Raw genomic sequence first — 19,122 nt, 5'->3', positions numbered from 1 at the left:
TTATGTCCGGTTTGGAGAGAGGGGTGGAGAAACCTGCCTTGGCAACGAGGCAAGGCGCTTCATCCCTACTTTACCGCATGCCCGGTTCGGGGAGAAGGGGAGAAACCGGCCGTTGCAAGACGGCACGGCGCTCACCGCCTACTCTACTGTCGATGAAAGAGGCAGCGATGGCGATCCGCCGGGACGGCAAGCGCGTCTGGCGCGGCCTGTGCGCCTGGGACTCACGCTCAACGAGAGGCTTGGCTTTAAGCGGCGGCCATTGCCGCGGCTCGGAAATTAGCCGTGTCGTGTTAGACAACGTCCTATGTGGGGGAGCAGTAGCGGCGCTGGGCCAGCAGATCTCGGCACGTCGATTGATTGATCGACGCTTCACTTAATTTGAGCCAGGTGGCTTCCTCCGTCAACGAGATTTCTCTCTCCCATAGCAAACATTAGTTGATCAGATCAGCTCTGAAGCTCGCTTGTGAACGCATCAGACTGCGCGCACAGCCGAGCATACGCGATCAGTTGTAATGCTAGTGGTATATCCCCTTGGCGCATTCGTTAGAATCTGTTCTTAGTGGGTGAAATACCTTTGCGGTTTAACAGAAAGTAGCTATAATTAAGCACTGTCGCGCAGGAAATGTGCGCCATTTGGGTACTTGCCGCAGGATTCTCCCATGGATATTGATCGCATTGATGCCCGCATTTTGACGCTGCTTCAGAAGAATAATCGGCTTTCCTCTGAAAGCTTGAGTGAGATGGTCAACCTGTCGCCAACGGCGGTGCAACGCCGGCTTAAGAGGTTGCGTGCGTGCGGAGTAATTGAGGGCGATGTCTCGATTATTTCACCCAAGGCGGTCGGCCGACCGATTACCATGCTTGTTTCTGTCACACTTGAAAGAGAACGCGCGGCAATCATCGATCGCTTCAAACAAGCGATCCGCTCGACCCCACAGATCATGAGCGGCTTCTATGTGACAGGAGAGGTTGATTTTGTCCTGATCATCACCGCCAAAGACATGGATGACTTTGACGATTTCACCAGGCGCTTTTTTTACGAGAACCCTGACATCAAGGGATTGAAGACCAGCGTGGTCGTTGATCGGATCAAAGCCGGGTATACGGTACCTATCGAGGAGACAGCGGCGGAAGCATCTTAAGTCTTTTCCGCATGCTCAAGATCAGGGCTGACGGCATCGTGCAGCCACCCGTCATCACGCCGGAAACTGGCGGCGACAACGGCTACATCGTCAATGCGGGGCATCGCCGGGTGAAGCAGGCGATTGCCACTGGCCTCACGGAAATCGAGGTGTTGGCCGATGAGGCGGCGAACGACAATGGCGCTATGCGCTCGATGATCGAGAACATCGCCCACGCGCCATCTCCCCTCCGGTTGATGGCAAGCGACCAAGTGCCTAATAGCGCTTGGATAGACCAAAGAGGCTATTGGTATTGCCTTGGCTCTTCCGGTCCGCCAGATCAGGAAGCCGCGCCCGCTCGCCAGTATGTTTCCGGGCATGCTCGACCACAGGGGCAGTGGAGCGAAGCATATTCTTAGCCCTGGGGCCGGCCACTCGTCTGACATATAGCCGGGACATCGTGTAGCAAGGCGGGACCATCCTGCGCTGATCGAAAGAATTTAGCCGAGTTGCTGCGCACAAATGCAATTTCCAGCCCTTCTCATTCGCACTAGCCCAGCCTAGGATCGTGACGATTAAAGCATCAAAAGCGATGCCAATTGGGAACACGGTCGGAGACAATGCAACACGAGCCGACATCATCCGCTGACGCCGCAGTCCCGTACTGTCAATTACCACCGAATCCAGTGGACGTCGCCGTTTTGTTAGTCTCTGAGCTGGATGGTGCAGGTGTCGTCTTCCCATCGCAGATCGCTGGCGTCGCGACCCTTGAGGGTGGCGGGGTAGCTAAACCTCTTCTCTCCGCGTTCGCCACTTGCCATCGCTCCTGGCCCGAAGCGAGAACCTAAAGCGTGTATTCTCGAGTTCCGATTCCTTCGGCATGATCCGCGGCGGGCATATCGACCTGTCGATCCTCGGCGCCATGCAGGTGGCGAGTAACGGCGACCTCGCCAACTGGATGATCCCCGGCAAGATGGTGAAGGGCATGGGCGGCGCCATGGATCTCGAGGCAGGCGTCAAGCGCGTCGTCGTGGTGATGGAGCATGTGGCCAAGGCCAAGGACGGCTCGGAGGACCGGAAGCTCCTGAAGACGTGCAACCTTCCGCTGACCGGCACCGGGGTGGTGGTTCTGGTGATCACCGATCTCGGCGTCTTCTCGATCGACAAGAAGGGCGGCACCGGCATAACCCTGATCGAGCTCGCCGACGGTGTGACGGTGGACGAGATCAAGGCCAAGACCCAGGCCGAATTCAAGGTCGCCCTGAATGGCGGCTAGTCGAATGCCGCTTAATCACAATGCATCATTTACTTGCGAGAGCGGGATATGCTTATGGGAAATGCCACCATCGCACTCACAGTCGACGCTGAGTCCGTAGAACTGCCGGTAAAAGAAGGCACGATCGGCCCGTGCGTCATCGACATTTCCAAGCTCTACGGCCAGACCGGGATGTTCACCTACGATCCCGGCTTTACCTCGACGGCCGCCACCGAGTCGAAGATCACCTATATCGACGGCGACGCCGGCATTCTGCTGTATCGCGGCTATCCAATCGACCAGCTCGCCGAGCACGGCGACTTCCTCGAGACCTGCTACCTGCTGCTTTACGGCGAGTTGCCGACCGCCGCCCAGAAGGCCGATTTCGATTATCGCGTCACGCGCCACACCATGGTGCACGACCAGATGAACCGCTTCTTCCAGGGCTTCCGCCGCGATGCGCACCCGATGGCGATCATGGTGGCCTGCGTCGGCGCGCTCTCGGCCTTCTATCACGATTCCACCGACATCTCCGATCCGCAGCAGCGCATGATCGCCTCCATGCGCATGATCGCCAAGATGCCGACGCTCGCCGCCATGGCCTACAAGTACTCCATCGGCCAGCCCTTTGTGTATCCGCAAAACGATTTGGACTACTCGTCCAACTTCCTGCGCATGTGCTTTGCGGTTCCGGCCGAGGAGTACAAGGTCAACCCGGTGCTCGCGCGCGCCCTAGACCGGATCTTCATCCTGCACGCCGATCACGAGCAGAATGCCTCCACCTCCACGGTGCGTCTGGCCGGTTCGTCCGGGGCGAACCCCTTCGCCTGCATCGCGGCCGGCATTGCCTGCCTGTGGGGACCGGCCCATGGCGGCGCGAACGAAGCCGCTCTGAAGATGCTGGAAGAGATCGGCACGCCGGATCGGATTCCCGAGTACATCGCCAAGGCGAAGGACAAGAACGATCCGTTCCGCCTCATGGGCTTCGGCCATAGGGTCTACAAGAACTACGACCCGCGCGCCCGCATCATGCAAAAGACCACGCATGAGGTGCTCAACGAACTCGGCATCAAGGACGATCCGCTCCTCGATGTAGCTGTGGAACTTGAGCAGATCGCGCTGAAGGACGATTACTTCGTCGAGAAGAAGCTGTACCCGAACATCGACTTCTACTCGGGCATCACGCTCAAGGCGATGGGCTTCCCGACCTTCATGTTTACGGTGCTGTTCGCGCTGGCCCGCACGGTCGGCTGGATTGCCCAGTGGAGCGAGATGATCGAGGATCCGTCCCAGCGCATCGGCCGCCCGCGCCAGCTCTATACCGGCGAGCAACAGCGCCCTTACACAGTGGAGAACCGCCGTGGATGACCAAGCCCTTACTCCTCAGCAGGACACTCAAGCGATGACGCAGTGGGTCTATACCTTCGGGGACGGTAAGGCCGAGGGCCAGGCAGGGATGAAGAACCTGCTCGGCGGCAAGGGGGCCAACCTGGCCGAGATGTCCAATCTGGGCCTGCCGGTGCCTCCGGGCTTCACCATCACCACGGAAGTCTGCACCTATTACTACGATCACAGTCGCTCCTATCCCGAGGAGCTGAAGACCCAGGTCGAGAACGCCCTCGACTATATCGGCCGCCTCACGGGCCGCACCTTCGGCGATGCCGAGAACCCGCTGCTCGTCTCCGTCCGCTCCGGCGCCCGGGCCTCCATGCCCGGCATGATGGACACGGTGCTCAATCTTGGCCTCAACGACGTGACCGTCGAAGCGCTGGCCAAGGGCGCAGGCGACGAGCGCTTCGCCTATGACTCATACCGCCGCTTCATCACCATGTATTCCAACGTGGTGCTCGACATCGAGCACCACCACTTCGAGGAGATCCTCGACGAGTACAAGGACCGCAAGGGCTACAGCCTCGACACCGACATGACCGCCGCGGACTGGAAGGCCATCCTTCCGCGCTACAAGGCACTGGTCGAGAAGGAACTCGGCAAGCCGTTCCCGCAGGAGCCGCAGGAGCAGCTATGGGGCGCCATTGGCGCCGTGTTCGGTTCCTGGATGAACAACCGCGCCATCAAGTATCGCGAGCTGCACGCGATCCCGGCGAGCTGGGGTACGGCGGTGAACGTGCAGGCGATGGTCTTCGGCAACATGGGCGAGACCTCCGCCACGGGCGTGGCCTTCACCCGCAATCCCTCCACCGGCGAAAGCGAGCTCTACGGCGAGTTCCTCATCAACGCGCAGGGTGAGGACGTGGTGGCGGGCATCCGCACCCCGCAGGACATCACCGAGAAGGCGCGCGTCGCCTCGGGCTCCGACAAGCCCTCGATGGAAGGCGCGATGCCCGAGGCTTACGGCGAGCTCGTGCGCATCTACGGCATTCTCGAGAAGCACTATCGTGACATGCAGGACATGGAATTCACGGTGGAGACGGGCAAGCTCTGGATGCTCCAGACCCGCAACGGCAAGCGCACGGCGAAAGCCGCCTTGCGCATTGCGGTAGAGCTCGCATCTGAGGGCCTGATCACGCAGGAAGAGGCGGTCACCCGCGTCGAGCCGGCGGCCCTCGATCAGTTGCTGCACCCCACCATCGATCCCAAGGCGGAGCGCAAGATCCTGGCGACCGGATTGCCGGCTTCACCCGGCGCGGCTTCGGGCGAAATCGTATTCAACTCGGATGACGCGGAAGCCGCCAAGAAGGCCGGCCACAAGGTCATCCTCGTGCGCGTCGAGACCTCGCCGGAGGATATCCACGGCATGCATGCAGCGGAGGGCATCCTCACCACTCGCGGCGGCATGACCTCGCATGCGGCGGTGGTGGCGCGCGGCATGGGCAAGCCCTGCGTCTCCGGTGCCGGCCAGATCCGCGTCGACTATGCCACGCAGACGCTGACGGTGGCGGGACAGACGCTCAAGAAAGGCGAGATCCTCACCATTGACGGCTCCAACGGCCAAGTGCTGCTGGGCCAGGTGGAGATGCTGCAGCCGGAACTGTCGGGCGAGTTCGCCACCCTCATGGGCTGGGCCGACAAGGTGCGGCACATGAAGGTGCGCGCCAATGCGGAGACGCCGCTCGATGCCAAGACCGCGCGCAATTTCGGCGCGGAGGGCATCGGGTTGTGCCGCACGGAGCACATGTTCTTCGAGGGCGATCGCATCGTCGCCGTGCGCGAGATGATTCTCTCCGACGACGAGGCAGGCCGTCGCGCCGCGCTCTCCAAACTGCTGCCGATGCAGCGCGCGGACTTCGTCGAACTCTTCACCATCATGAGCGGCCTGCCCGTCACGATCCGCCTGCTCGATCCGCCGCTGCACGAATTCCTGCCGCATTCGGAAGAGGAGATGCAGGAAGTGGCGAAGGCGATGAACGCCTCCGTCGACAAGCTCAGGCATCGCGCCCGCGAGCTGCACGAGTTCAATCCGATGCTCGGCTTCCGCGGCTGCCGCCTCGCGGTTGCTTATCCAGAGATCGCCGAGATGCAGGCGCGCGCCATCTTCGAGGCGGCGGTGGAAGCGGGCAAGAAGACGGGCATGCCCGTCGTGCCGGAGGTCATGGTGCCGCTCGTCATGACTAAGGCGGAGCTCGACCTCGTGAAGGCACGCATCGTCGCCATGGCGGAAGCGGTGGCGAAGGAAAGCGGTGTCGCCGTCGAGTATCAGGTCGGCACGATGATCGAATTGCCGCGCGCGGCGCTGCGTGCTGGCGAGATCGCCGAGTCAGCGGAGTTCTTCTCGTTCGGCACCAACGACCTGACGCAGACGGCGCTCGGCATCTCGCGCGACGATGCGGCGTCGTTCCTGGGCACGTACACGAGCAAGGGTATTCTCCCTGCCGATCCATTCGTCACCATCGATCAGGAAGGTGTGGGCGAGCTCATTAAGCTTGCGGCTGAGCGCGGAAAGAAAACGCGCAGCGGCATCAAACTCGGGATCTGCGGCGAGCATGGCGGCGATCCGGCGTCGATCCATTTCTGCCAGGAGATAGGCCTCGATTACGTGTCCTGCTCGCCCTACCGCGTGCCGATCGCCCGTCTGGCCGCCGCGCAGGCGGCGCTCGGTAACAAGGCATCAAGCCAGGCGTGAAGGATTGGAAGAACAGGTGACGGTTAAAAGCTCGCGGTGCGTTCATCCGAAACGAATGCAGTCGACCGTCTCCTTACAAGGAATCAAAGGAGATCTGGAGCAATGACTCTGCAGGAAAAATTATTGAATTTGCATCTTTTGAATTTTTGCTACCTGCTACGGAAGTAAATCGAGCGACTATGCATATGGTCGTGGCCACCCGCGCATAGGTCTCATTTTCTTCTCCTAGCAAGAAGGCCCTATTTGGGACATATCGAAAGGTACTGTCTGATAAATTTCGTTCAGCCAATTGGCGAACAAAAGGTGAGCGTGACTCCGCCACCGGTTTTTTGGCTTACTACCGGGATTATCCATTGGAAAATAATTATAAGGTACTGCGGCGGAAATCCCATTATCCAAATCCCGAAAATACTCATCAGACAATGATTCCGAGTCATATTCAAAATGATTGAACATATGCAAAGATCTGTGAGCGGGATCGTCCAGCAAGCATATTCCTGTGTCTGGAGAGTCGATTAATGTGCTGATTCCACTTGATAGTGGTATCGAGTCTCTGCGAACTTCTGTCCAACGGGATACTGGAATCAATAAGTCATCTGAAAAGCCACGCAGAAAAGGTGATGCAGGCTTTAAATTCCGATGCTGGTACACACCAAAGGCCTTATGAGGCAGAACATATTTGGGGACGCCGTAATAGTAATACAAAGCGGCCTGAGCCGCCCAGCAAATATTTATGCAAGAATGGACGTGAGTTTGCGTCCATTCAAAAATTTTGCAAAGCTCATCCCAGTATGTAACAGCTTCGAATTGCATCCTTTCGACTGGTGCGCCAGTGATGATGAATCCATCGAATTTCTCGCCGCAAATGGCCTTCCATGATCGATAAAATGAGATCATGTGATCCTGGGCGGTGTTCCGCGACGTATGGTTTGTGATCTTTATTAGGGATAATTCCACTTGCAAGGGTGTCGCCCCTAGTAGCCGTGCAATTTGGGTTTCAGTTTGGATCTTGTTGGGCATAAGATTGAGCAGTCCAATCCTCAGCGGCCGGATGTCCTGGCGTAATGCATCTACTTCCCGCATAACCATGACGCCTTCGGATCGGAGTGTGGCGAAGGCGGGAAGATCATCAGGAATTTTGATCGGCATCACACGTATCTTCTGCTGCTTCAAAGCATCAAGCAGAGCTGATAGTACGGCAGGACCCATTCAGCCAAATCCTCCAAGAAGGAGTGTCACCTAGCTCGGGAAGCAGGTTGGCGGTGAGCATCCGCTCAACTCCTGATGTGCAGATATCTCTATACGCATCGATGGTCGTTTGCAACGATGCTGGATCACAGAAGCCATGATAGAAGTTAGGACCTCAGTTCTCGCTGCGTCCAATTCTCCGCTTTCGGATTATGTGAACATCTCAATGCTGCTTACGACTCCTCGTGTGCTGCCTATCAGTATGTAGCAAGGTCTAGAGCGCCGGATTGGAAATCAGACTCCTGGGCTTCTGTGCGAGACCGAGCTGTGATTCACTGCTTGGAACCGGAGGTGGATCATGGGTCATTGCTATTCCCTGGATCTACGGGTGCGCGTCGCCGACTTTGTCGAGGCAGGTCATTCCTGCCGGGCGGCAGCCCAGCACTTTGACGTCAGCGAGAGTTTCGCCATCAAGCTGGTGCGGCGAACGCGGGACACCGGCTCGCCGGCGCCGGCCCGGCAAGGCCGCCCGCCGGGACGCGGCAAGCTGGTGCCCTATGAGGCCTTCCTGATCCAGACCGTCGAGGCCAAGCCGGCCATCACCATGCCCGAGCTCGCCGCAAGGCTGCTCAAGCAGCACGGGATCGTCGCAGCCCCCGCGATGCTCTCGCGCTTCCTGTGCCACCGCGGCTTCAGCTATAAAAAAAGCCCTGATGGCGGCGGAGTGCGCACGCGCCGACGTGCGGGATGAGCGCGCGTCTGGACTAGTCAGCGTCAGGTCCGCATGCGCCAAGAGCCGCACCGGCTGGTGTTTCTCGACGAGACTTACGTCAACACCAAGATGACCCGCCTGCGCGGGAGCTCGCGCAAAGGCCAGCGGCTGCGCATGAAAGCTCCCTTTGGACACTGGAAAACCCATACCTTTGTGGCCGGGCTGCGGTGCAACGAGTTGAGCGCCCCGTAGGTGATTGATGGTCCGATCACCCGGTTGTCGTTCGAGGCTTACATCGAGACACAGCTCGCGCCGACGCTGCGCAAGGGCGATGTAGTGATCCTCGACAACCTGGCGGTCCACAAGAGCGAAAGGGCCGCCCAGTGTCTGAAACAGCGAGGGGCCTGGTTCCTGTTCCTGCCTGCTTATTCGCCCGATCTTAATCCAATTGAACAGGCCTTCGCCAAGATCAAAGCCCACCTGCGCAAGGCCGAGGCCCGAACGTTCGACGCGCTCTGGCGAGCGCTCGGTGACATCTGCGATTTGTTTGAGCCACATGAGTGTTGGAACTTCCTCAGGGCCACCGGATATGCGTCTGTTTAACCGTCTGGTGCTCTAGCAAATTTGGGGGTCTGAGCCATACACTGCGTACTTAGAGGCTGGTGAGCAATTTTATTGCGCGGCTCAAGCGCTTGATTCAGAATAGGTTTGTGCTGGATCGCGGATGCGGATGAGGGCTGTTTCACGATTAAGGAGCCCCGCCATGGCTGTCTATTCTTACGCCAGCGATCTCAATGATGCCGAATGGGCGCTGCTCGAGCCACTGGTGCCCCGCAGCCATCCAGCCGGGAGGCGACAGAGTTATCCCTCCGCCGCATCGTTGATGCAATCTTCTACCTGCTGCGTACCGGAGCCCAGTGGCGGATGCTGCCGCACGAGTACCCGCCGCGCTGTGCTGTCTTCTACCCCTATGCGCAGTGGCGCGAGGATGGCACGTGGGAGCACGTGACCCAGGCTCTGCGCGAGAGTTATCGCTGTAAGATCGGCCGGGCGCCTCAGCCGACAGCCGCGATCATTGACAGCCAATCGGTCAAGACCACCGAGATGGGCGGACCGCGTGGATACGACGGTGGCAAAAAGATCAACGGCCGCAAGCGCCATCTGCTCGTCGACACGCAAGGCAATCTGTTGAAGAACAGCGTGCATCCGGCTGACATCCATGATCGCGCCGGAGCCGAGATTTTGTTATCAGGCGTGCGGCATCTGTTTCCCACTGGTGAGCTGATGTGGGCGGACGCCGCTTATCGTGACTTGAAGGACTCGCCCCAGGAGGCTCTGGGCTGGAGATTCTCGATCAACCCAGCATTGGTGGACCGGATACACGGTGTGGATGCGCGTTAGATCAGAACCGCCGAGCCGCCCAAGTGGCTTCCAAGTGCTTGCGCGCCGACGGGTCGTCAAGCGGACGATCGTCTGGCTCGCCACCAGCCGGCGGCTCGCTAAGGACTACGAACGTCTGATCGAGGCCGGCGAGATGCGACTCTATCTCGCCATGAGCCGCATCCTGCGGCGGCGTCACACCCGCAAACAGGAAAGATAACTGCTCACCAGCCACGTATGGCGATTCACATCGCCTGCGCAACTCTTACCGTCGATCGTAGTAACCTGAGGCTAATTCAGTGCAGGTGAGCGCCTTCCATCGTTCCCTCTTTCCCACGCTTGTGCCACCTCATGCCGCATGCCTCGAACCATCAGCCTCAGGCGGCGGAAGCCGCACTACTTGCCGGGTTTGCGGCCCAAATGTGAGAGTGACATACGATCCACTAAGCCAAGACGTTCCAGCAAGAACTTTTTTCCCGGCACCATATGGATCGCTTCCGCGCTCTGCCGCAGGTCTCTATAGAGGGCGATACCTCGTATCTCGATAACAGATGATTGGAATCTTGAAATAGCGTTTGACGACGGCATTCGGCGGAGGTGACCTTCCCGTTTCATCTTCAACGACCGCCTGCTGTCAAACAGTTTCCCAAGAGTTTGACATCAGCCAGGGCTAAATCAGGGAGTTATCCTAATGGTTACAACGAAGGTAATTTCAGGCTGGACGAATACTGCACGCAACTAAGTAAAGCGCATTCCGAGATGCAGGAGCGTGGCAGTGGTACTCTCATCGTCAGCGAACCGTCAAACAAGGGCTGGCGGATTGGCTATGAAGGTTCGTCCTTGTACGTCCATAAGGTGGTGATTTTCCCTCGGAGGATGACTCTATCGGGACACGGAAGGCAACCTCGTCTACCGCAAGACCGCCCGCAACTTCAACCCGATGATGGCAACCGCCTCGCGATTGACCATCGCCGAGGTCGAGCATCTGGTGCCGGCCGGCGAGATCGACCCGGATGGCATCCATACCCCGGGCATCTTTGTGAAGCGCATGGTGCATGTGCCGAACCCGGTCAAACACATCGAGCAACGCACGACCCGCAAGCGTGAGGAGACAGTCTGATGGCCTGGACCCGTGACCAGATGGCCGCCCGCGCGGCCAAGGAGCTGCGCGACGGCTTCTATGTCAATCTCGGCATCGGCATTCCGACGCTGGTGTCGAACTTCATCCCGAAGGGCATGCGCGTGCAGCTGCAGTCGGAGAACGGCATGCTCGGCATGGGCCCGTTCCCCTTCGAGGGCGAGGAGGATGCGGACCTGATCAATGCCGGCAAGCAGACGATCACCGAGCTGCCGACGACGAGCTATTTCTCCTCGTCGGATTCCTTCGGCATGATCCGGGGCGGGCATATCGACCTGTCGATCTTAGGCGCCATGCAGGTGGCGAGTAACGGCGATCTCGCCAACTGGATGATCCCCGGCAAGATGGTGAAGGGCATGGGCGGCGCCATGGACCTGGTGGCGGGCGTCAAGCGCGTCGTCGTGGTCATGGAGCATGTGGCGAAAGCCAAGGACGGCTCGGAGGATCCGAAGCTCCCGACGGCGTGCAACCTGCCGCTCACCGGCACCGGCGTGGTCGATCTGGCGATCACCGATCTGGGGGTGTTTGCCATCGACAAGAAGGGCGGCTCGGGCATGAGCGTGATCGAGCTCGCCGACGGCGTCACCCTCGATGAGATCAAGGCCAAGACACAGGCCGAGTTCAAGGTCGCCCTGAACGGCAGCCACTCTAGCGCGGCCTGATTGAGGTTACGATGGCTTCGCGCAGACTGCCCGAATTATGCGGCTCCGACACGACGCTGCTTGACCTCGATCAGCTCGGAGAAGACATCCTTGTCACTTACGCGCAGCTAGCCGCTATGCCGGATAAGGCCAACGGTGTGAAGTCGGCAACGGTAGCAGGGTTTGGACTTGTAGAGGTGCGCTTGACAGAGTTGACCCAGCTGGAAGACACGGCACCTCATACCCCGCCGTTTTGGCCGGAGGTTTACTCCCATGCCATTGGTACAGCCCTCGGTAGTTGCGTCTGCTTCGACTTCGATGAGTCTGAACTGACCACCGCCGTCAGCCTCATTTACGAAGCCAGAAGAAAAGCCGCGTGATAGGACTGCCTGATGCGAATCACCATCCTGCTAAACGGTGCTGCGTCATCCTACAAGAGGGGCTTGCTTGGTGCATGAGTTCGTCAGTTTGCCTGCTTCCGTGCCACTCGGACGCACCGGAGCACCTTGGGTATCAGGATGACTATTCCCGTCAAAACGGTTGGCGTTGTCGGCGCCGGACAGATGGGCAGCGGGATTGCCCATGTCTGCTCGCTCGCGGGGTTCAATGTCCGGCTCAACGATCTCTCGGAAGATCGGATCAATGCCGGGCTTGCCACGATCAACGGCAACATGGCGCGCCAGGTCTCCAAGGGCGCGATCTCCGATGCCGACCGGCAGACGGCGCTCGAGCGGATCAAGCCGGCTCGCACCTATGACGATCTGTCCACCTGCGATCTCGTCATCGAGGCTGCGACCGAAAACGAGGAAGTGAAGCGCAAGATCTTCACCAATCTCAGCCCGTCGCTACGCCCCGATGCGATGCTCGCCACCAACACATCGTCGATCTCGATCACGCGTCTCGCCGCCGCCACGGATCGCCCTGAGAAGTTCATCGGCATTCACTTCATGAACCCGGTGCCGGTGATGCAACTCGTCGAGCTGATCCGGGGCATCGCCACCGAGGACCCGACTTACGAATCCGCCAAGGAATTCATCGGCAAGCTCGGCAAGACCTCGACCGTGTCCGAGGATTTCCCGGCCTTCATCGTCAACCGCATCCTGCTGCCGATGATCAACGAGGCGATCTACACCCTCTACGAGGGCGTGGGCTCCGTCGAAGCCATCGACACAGCCATGCGGCTCGGCGTCAATCATCCCATGGGTCCGCTCCAGCTTGCGGATTTCATCGGCCTCGATACCTGCCTGTCGATCATGCAAGGCATTCACGAGGGCTTGGCCGATTCCAAGTACCGCCCCTGCCCGCTCCTCGTGAAATACGTGGAAGCCGGCTGGCTCGGCCGGAAGACGAAGCGCGGCTTCTACGATTATCGCGGCGAGAAGCCCGTGCCGACCCGCTAGGGCGAGGGTAAGACGAGGTGACCCTGTTGATTGAATTCGAGTAGCGCGATGAAACTTGGAACTCCGAAGGAGACATTCAAATGCGAGGCGCGCGTGACGATGACGCCGGAATCCGCACCGCAACTGCAAAAGATTGGGCACAAGTGCTTTGTCGAATCTGGCGCTAGTCTTGCGGCTGGTTTTTCCAATGCCGCCTATGAAGCAGCGGGCGTGACACTCATCAATGACACGGCCAAGCTGTTCGAGGAGGTCGACATCGTCACTAAAGTGCGCCCGCCCACGACTGCCGAGGCAACAAGCCTCAAAGCCGACCAGACACTGATCTCGTTCTTCTGGCCAGCTCAGAACTCGGAGCTTCTCGATCAGGCGAGGGCCCAGGGCGCCACCGTCATTGCCATGGACATGGTGCCGCGCATCTCCCGCGCCCAGAAAATGGATGCGCTCTCCTCCATGGCCAACATCGCCGGCTACCGAGCGGTGATCGAGGCCGGCAACGCCTTCGGCCGCTTCTTCACCGGCCAGGTCACCGCCGCCGGCAAGGTACCGCCCGCCAAGGTGCTGGTCGTCGGGGCCGGCGTCGCTGGTCTGGCGGCGATCGGCACGGCGACCTCGCTCGGTGCCATCACCTATGCCTTCGATGTCCGGCCTGAGGTCGCCGAGCAGATCGAGTCCATGGGCGCGCAGTTCGTCTTCCTCGAGTTTGAGCAGACACAGGACGGCGCTGCCACCGGCGGCTATGCCGCGCCCTCCAGCCCCGAGTTCCGCGACAAGCAGCTCTCCAAGTGCCGCGAGCTCGCGCCCGAGATCGACATCGTCATCACCACCGCCCTGATCCCTGGCCGACCGGCCCCGAAGCTGTGGACGGCCGACATGGTCGCGGCGATGAAGCCGGGCTCTGTCATCGTCGATCTGGCGGCCGAGCGCGGCGGCAACTGCGACCTGACCGTGCCGGACGCGACGGTCGTGACGGAGAACGGCGTCACCATCATCGGCACCACCGACTTCCCGAGCCGCATGGCCGCCCAGGCCTCGACGCTGTACGCCAACAACATCCGCCACATGCTGACCGACCTGACGCCGAACAAGGACGGCATCATCCACCACAACATGGACGACGACGTGATCCGCGGCGCCACAGTCACGCACCAGGGCGCGATCACCTATCCGCCGCCGCCGCCCAAGGTGCCGGCGATCGCGGCCGCCAAACCGAAGGACAAGCCGAGGGAGCTGACGCCGGAGGAGAAGCGGGCCCAGGAGCGGGCTGCGTTCACGGCACAGACCCGCACCCAGGTCGGGCTCCTAGTGGCCGGGGGCCTGCTGATCGCCCTGGTGGGCGCCTATGCGCCGGCGAGCTTCATGGCCCACTTCATCGTCTTTGCGCTCGCCTGCTTCGTCGGCTTCCAGGTGATCTGGAGCGTGAGCCACTCGCTGCACACGCCGCTGATGGCGGTGACCAACGCGATCTCGGGCATCGTGGTGCTCGGCGCCCTGCTGCAGGTCGGCTCCAGCCACTGGCTGGTGGTCAGCCTGGCCGCGCTCTCCTGCCTGATCGCCACCATCAACATCGTCGGCGGCTTCCTGGTCACCCGCTGGATGCTGGCCATGTTCCAGAAGTCGTGAGGATCGTCCGATGAGCTTTGGACTTGTCTCCGCCGCCTACGTGGCGGCCGCCATCCTGTTCATCCTAGCGCTGGGCGGACTCTCAGGCCAGGAGAGCGCCAAGCGCGCCGTCTGGTACGGCATCGCCGGCATGGCGCTCGCCGTGGGGGCGACGGTATTTGGACCCGGCGTCGGCAACTATGCGGTGATTGCCGCCATGCTGGTGATCGGCTCCGCCATCGGCTGGTACGTGGCCAAGAAGGTTGAGATGACCGAGATGCCGCAGCTGGTGGCGGCGTTGCACTCCTTCGTCGGTCTCGCCGCCGTGTTCATCGGCTTCAACGCCGATCTCGAGCTCACCCGGGTGCTCGCTCTCGACGAGGCCTCACGCCAAGCCCTGACCGGTTTTGCCGGGGTGCTGGCGCATAAGAGCGGCGTGGAGATCTCCATCCTGCGGGTGGAAGTGTTCCTCGGGGTGTTCATCGGCGCCGTGACGTTCACCGGCTCGGTGATGGCCAACGCGGGCGAGCAGATCGCTATCGATTCCAACGGGGTGGCAACCGCTCTGGCGGAGGCCGACAGCATCGTGATCGTGCCGGGCTACGGCATGGCCGTGGCGCAGGCGCAGCAATCGGTCTCGGAGATGACGCAGCGCCTGCGTGCCAAGGGCAAGCGGGTGCGCTTTGCCATTCATCCCGTAGCCGGCTGCCTGCCGGGCCACACGAACGTGCTCCTGGCGGACGCCAAGGTGCCGTACGACATCGTGAACCCGGCGACGCAGAAGGATCCGAACAGCCCCATCGCTGGCATGCTGGTGCAGGACGTGTGGAAGGCAAAGCAGTTGTTCGTCTCAAAGCACGTGCAGGGGGCCGGCTACTCTGGCATTGAGAACCCGCTGTTCTATGGCGACGCTAAAGCCAGTATCGATCAGCTCGTGCAGGCCATTTAACGCTCTTGTGCCGGAAGCCGACCTTTCCCGCGCATGCTCCAGAGTTTAGAAACGGAAAACAACCATGAAAATTCGCAGCATCCTTGTCGCCAACCGTTCAGAGATTGCTATTCGGGTCTTCCGGGCAGCCACGGAACTCGGGATCCGCACCGTTGCGGTTTTTGCCGAGGAAGACAAGCTGTCTCTCCACCGGTTTAAGGCTGATGAGGCTTATCAAATCGGACGCGGCAAGGGACCTCTCGAAGCTTACCTATCGATCGATGAAATCCTGCGGGTCGCGAAGCAGGCGAATGTCGATGCCATTCACCCAGGCTATGGTTTCCTCTCAGAAAGCCCGGAATTTGCCGAAGCTTGCTCGGCTGCTGGGATCATTTTCATCGGGCCCAACCCTGGGACCATGCGCATCCTCGGTAACAAGGTTGATGCTCGCAATCTGGCCGAGCGTGTCGAGGTCCCCGTCATGCCAGCGACACCTCCGCTTTCGGACGATCCAGACGAGATTCGCCGTGTGGCGCGCGAGATTGGCTATCCAACGATGCTCAAGGCTTCTTGGGGCGGGGGCGGGCGTGGCATGCGCCCGATCGAGGCGGAAGCCAAACTCCTCGATGCAGTGATGAGCGCCAAGCGAGAGGCAAAGGCTGCCTTCGGCAAAGACGAAGTTTATCTCGAGAGGCTTGTGCGTCGGGCCCGCCATGTTGAGGTGCAGGTTCTCGGCGACAAGCACGGTCATCACGTTCATCTGTTCGAGCGGGACTGTTCGATTCAGCGTCGCAACCAGAAGGTCATCGAACGCGCTCCGGCTCCGTACCTCGACCCGGCACCCCGAAATGCTCTTTGCGAGGCCGCCTTGAGGATCGCACGGGCGGCAGACTATGTAGGAGCGGGTACGGTCGAGTTCCTGATGGACGCAGACTCCGGCAGCTTCTACTTCATTGAGGTCAACCCTCGGATCCAAGTTGAACATACCGTCACCGAGCAGGTCACAGGCCTCGACATCGTCAAGGCGCAGATCAGGATTGCCGAAGGAGGAAGGCTGGGTCATTTGGATGAAACCGGAATACCCGATCAGCAAGACATCCGCCTCAACGGCCATGCTCTGCAATGCAGGGTCACTACGGAGAACCCCGAGAATAACTTCATCCCTGATTACGGTCGCATCAGTGCCTACCGCGGCGCCTTCGGTTTTGGCATCCGGGTCGACAACGGTACGGCGTATTCAGGAGCGGTTGTCACTCGTTACTACGATTCACTCCTCGAAAAGGTCACTGCCTGGGCCGCATCACCCGATGAAGCCATAGAGCGCATGATCCGAGCCTTGCGCGAGTATCGGATCCGCGGCGTTGCCACGAACCTTTCGTTCCTGGAGAGCGTGCTGGCCCATCCGAAATTCCGCTCGAACGAATACACGACGAAATTTATCGACGATACACCAGAGCTTTTAAGACGTCAGGAGCGCCGTGACCGTGCCAGCAAACTTCTCACGTATATCGCGGATGTGACTGTAAATGGGCACCCGGAAGTGCGAGGGCGTTCTAAGCCTCCAGCCCATGCCCGCGAGCCGGTTGTCCCGACATTCCCAGGCACCCCCCCGGCTGGAACAAAGCAGGTGCTTGCGGAGAAGGGGCCTGAAGGCTTTGCCCGGTGGCTGCGGGATCAAAACCGCGTTCTTGTCACTGATACCACGATGCGCGACGCCCATCAGTCGCTGCTCGCCACGCGGGTGCGCACCTACGATCTGACGCAGATCGCAGGTGCATACGCCGGTGGACTGCCGCAGCTGCTATCCCTTGAATGCTGGGGTGGGGCTACGTTTGACGTATCCATGCGCTTCCTGTCAGAGGACCCTTGGGAACGCCTGTCATTAATCTCCGAAGGCGCGCCAAACCTTTTAACCCAGATGCTCCTGCGGGGGGCAAACGGCGTCGGATACACCAACTATCCCGACAATGTAGTCCGTTACTTCATACGCCAGGCAGCCCATGCGGGCATGGATCTCTTCCGTATCTTCGACTGTCTCAATTGGGTCGAGAACATGCGGGTTGCCATCGATGCGGTAGCGGAGCAGGGTAAGCTGGCGGAAGGAGCGATCTGTTACACAGGTGACATTGTTGATCCCAACCGAGCCAAATACTCGCTCCAGTACTACGTTAATCTTGCCAAGGAACTGGAGCGAGCTGGATGCCACATCCTTGGGATCAAGGATATGGCTGGCTTGCTCAAACCTGCTGCAGCACGTCTTCTCGTGAAAGTTTTGCGGGAAGAGGTGAGACTCCCAATCCATCTTCACACACACGATACCTCGGGCACTGCCGCCGCGTCCGTGATGGCCGCCATCGAAGCAGGAGTCGATGCCGTTGACGCTGCAATGGACGCATTGTCTGGCACGACCTCACAGCCTTGCCTTGGTTCAATCGTGGAGGCACTGCGGTTCACGGACCGCGACACGGGACTTAATCCAGAGATAATCCGGCAGATCAGCTTCTATTGGGAAGCTGTGCGTCAGAAATATGGTGCCTTTGAGAGCGATCTTAAATCCGGAGCCTCGGAGGTCTATCTGCACGAGATGCCGGGCGGGCAGTTCACGAACCTAAAAGAGCAGGCACGGGCGCTGGGTCTCGATACGCGCTGGCATGAGGTCGCGAAAGCCTATCGGGCCGCTAATGATCTATTTGGAGACATTATCAAGGTCACACCATCATCGAAGGTTGTCGGCGACATGGCTCTGATGATGGTGGCACAGGGATTGTCTCCGGAGGATGTTCTCGATCCAGCCCGGGACATCGCCTTTCCGGCTTCGGTTGTTGAGATGCTGCGCGGCGACCTCGGACAGCCGCCAAGCGGCTGGCCGAAAACCCTGCAGAAGAAGGTGCTGAAGGGCGAGGAACCGATTTCAGTGCGACCAGGCTCGCTCCTTGGCCAAGCCGACCTCAATCAGATACGGGTTGAGGCCGAGGCGCAGATCGGGCAGGATCTCAGTGATGAAGAGTTCGCCTCATATCTGATGTATCCCAAGGTGTTTACCGAATTCTGTCGCACAGCCCGCAAGTATGGTCCCGTGTCACGCCTGCCGACAGGCATGTTCTTCTATGGGATGGCGGCTGGAGATGAGATCTCGGTTACCGTTGAGACTGGCAAGACGCTCGTGATCCGACTCGCGGCTGTCGGAGAGACCGACGAGGACGGCGAGGTCGGTGTCTTCTTCGAGCTCAATGGACAGCCTCGGATCGTGAAGGTTCCGAACCGAGCCGCAATGGCAAAGTTACCGCGCAGACGCAAAGCGGACGAGGAAAACGAGGCCCACGTGGCAGCTCCAATGCCAGGTTCAATCACGATGGTGGCCGTGCGCCCTGGACAGAAAGTCGAGGCAGGCGATGTGCTACTCACGATCGAAGCCATGAAAATGGAGACTGTACTTCATGCAGCGAGACCTGCAACCGTGAGCGAGATACTCGTTCATCCAACCCAATTAGTCGAGGCGAAGGATCTCCTCATGATTCTTCAGTGACATGGGAGGAGCCCCGATCATGCTACCAAGCTGTTTAGCTTTGTCCATCGACTCTACTCACAGCATCATCTCACGTCCGCGCAAGTGCGTCTCCTCCGCCTGAGACGCTCCGAGAACAGCAAACCATCGTGCGCCATTAAATCTTCGCCCATG

General features: G+C 59.8%; 10 protein-coding genes and 5 pseudogenes. 14 read left to right on the top strand and 1 reads right to left on the bottom strand.

The window, feature by feature from the left end; all coding sequences use genetic code 11:
- Positions 1–659: 659 nt before the first annotated feature.
- From ACS5Q1_RS10595 to ppdK, 5 genes and pseudogenes are all read left to right on the top strand, one after another.
- Positions 660–1,142, top strand: coding sequence for an Lrp/AsnC family transcriptional regulator (locus ACS5Q1_RS10595; RefSeq protein ID WP_473098130.1), 483 nt, complete (start codon positions 660–662; stop codon positions 1,140–1,142).
- 20 nt (positions 1,143–1,162) lie between these two features.
- Positions 1,163–1,523, top strand: a pseudogene (locus ACS5Q1_RS10590) (ParB N-terminal domain-containing protein); the annotation flags it as partial.
- A gap of 454 nt (positions 1,524–1,977) precedes the next feature.
- Positions 1,978–2,397: pseudogene (locus ACS5Q1_RS10585) on the top strand (CoA-transferase); the annotation flags it as partial.
- Positions 2,398–2,451: 54 nt separating this feature from the next.
- Positions 2,452–3,744 carry a citrate synthase gene (gene gltA / locus ACS5Q1_RS10580; protein ID WP_473098129.1) on the top strand — a complete coding sequence of 431 codons (1,293 nt, stop codon included), beginning with the start codon at positions 2,452–2,454 and terminating at the stop codon, positions 3,742–3,744.
- A gap of 34 nt (positions 3,745–3,778) precedes the next feature.
- The gene (gene ppdK, locus ACS5Q1_RS10575) at positions 3,779–6,457 is read left to right on the top strand and encodes a pyruvate, phosphate dikinase (protein ID WP_473098159.1); all 2,679 of its coding nucleotides are present in this window, start codon (positions 3,779–3,781) and stop codon (positions 6,455–6,457) included.
- Positions 6,458–6,682: 225 nt separating this feature from the next.
- Here ppdK and ACS5Q1_RS10570 read toward each other — a convergent pair whose 3' ends face one another.
- Positions 6,683–7,606, bottom strand: coding sequence for a homoserine O-succinyltransferase (locus tag ACS5Q1_RS10570; protein WP_473098158.1), 924 nt, complete (start codon positions 7,604–7,606; stop codon positions 6,683–6,685).
- A gap of 397 nt (positions 7,607–8,003) precedes the next feature.
- On the opposite strand from ACS5Q1_RS10570, the pseudogene ACS5Q1_RS10565 reads away from it, so the two are divergent.
- The 9 genes and pseudogenes from ACS5Q1_RS10565 to pyc all read left to right on the top strand — a co-directional run bounded on the left by ACS5Q1_RS10565 (position 8,004) and on the right by pyc (position 18,969).
- A pseudogene (locus ACS5Q1_RS10565) lies at positions 8,004–8,960 on the top strand (IS630 family transposase).
- A gap of 160 nt (positions 8,961–9,120) precedes the next feature.
- A pseudogene (locus ACS5Q1_RS10560) lies at positions 9,121–9,957 on the top strand (IS5 family transposase).
- 669 nt (positions 9,958–10,626) lie between these two features.
- Positions 10,627–10,857 (top strand): annotated as a pseudogene (locus tag ACS5Q1_RS10555) (CoA-transferase); the annotation flags it as partial.
- Positions 10,857–11,537 carry a 3-oxoacid CoA-transferase subunit B gene (locus tag ACS5Q1_RS10550; protein ID WP_473098128.1) on the top strand — a complete coding sequence of 227 codons (681 nt, stop codon included), beginning with the start codon at positions 10,857–10,859 and terminating at the stop codon, positions 11,535–11,537. The pseudogene ACS5Q1_RS10555 and the gene ACS5Q1_RS10550, both read left to right, overlap by 1 nt.
- A gap of 11 nt (positions 11,538–11,548) precedes the next feature.
- Complete coding sequence (locus tag ACS5Q1_RS10545; RefSeq protein ID WP_473098127.1) at positions 11,549–11,896, top strand: hypothetical protein; 348 nt, start codon at positions 11,549–11,551, stop codon at positions 11,894–11,896.
- Between the two features lie 138 nt (positions 11,897–12,034).
- Positions 12,035–12,916, top strand: a complete 882-nt coding sequence (locus tag ACS5Q1_RS10540) for a 3-hydroxybutyryl-CoA dehydrogenase (RefSeq protein WP_473098126.1) — start codon at positions 12,035–12,037, stop codon at positions 12,914–12,916.
- Between the two features lie 48 nt (positions 12,917–12,964).
- Positions 12,965–14,536 (top strand): Re/Si-specific NAD(P)(+) transhydrogenase subunit alpha, encoded by a 1,572-nt coding sequence (locus tag ACS5Q1_RS10535; RefSeq protein WP_473098125.1) that lies wholly within the window; start codon positions 12,965–12,967, stop codon positions 14,534–14,536.
- A gap of 10 nt (positions 14,537–14,546) precedes the next feature.
- A complete protein-coding gene (locus ACS5Q1_RS10530) occupies positions 14,547–15,464 on the top strand; it encodes an NAD(P)(+) transhydrogenase (Re/Si-specific) subunit beta (protein ID WP_473098124.1) in 918 nt (305 codons plus the stop codon).
- 64 nt (positions 15,465–15,528) lie between these two features.
- The gene (gene pyc, locus ACS5Q1_RS10525) at positions 15,529–18,969 is read left to right on the top strand and encodes a pyruvate carboxylase (RefSeq protein ID WP_473098123.1); all 3,441 of its coding nucleotides are present in this window, start codon (positions 15,529–15,531) and stop codon (positions 18,967–18,969) included.
- Positions 18,970–19,122: the final 153 nt, after the last annotated feature.

Source organism: Microvirga sp. GN3 (genome assembly GCF_055792825.1).
The sequence above is the reverse complement of the archived record's forward strand: the minus strand, read 5'-3'. Positions and strand labels throughout refer to the sequence as shown.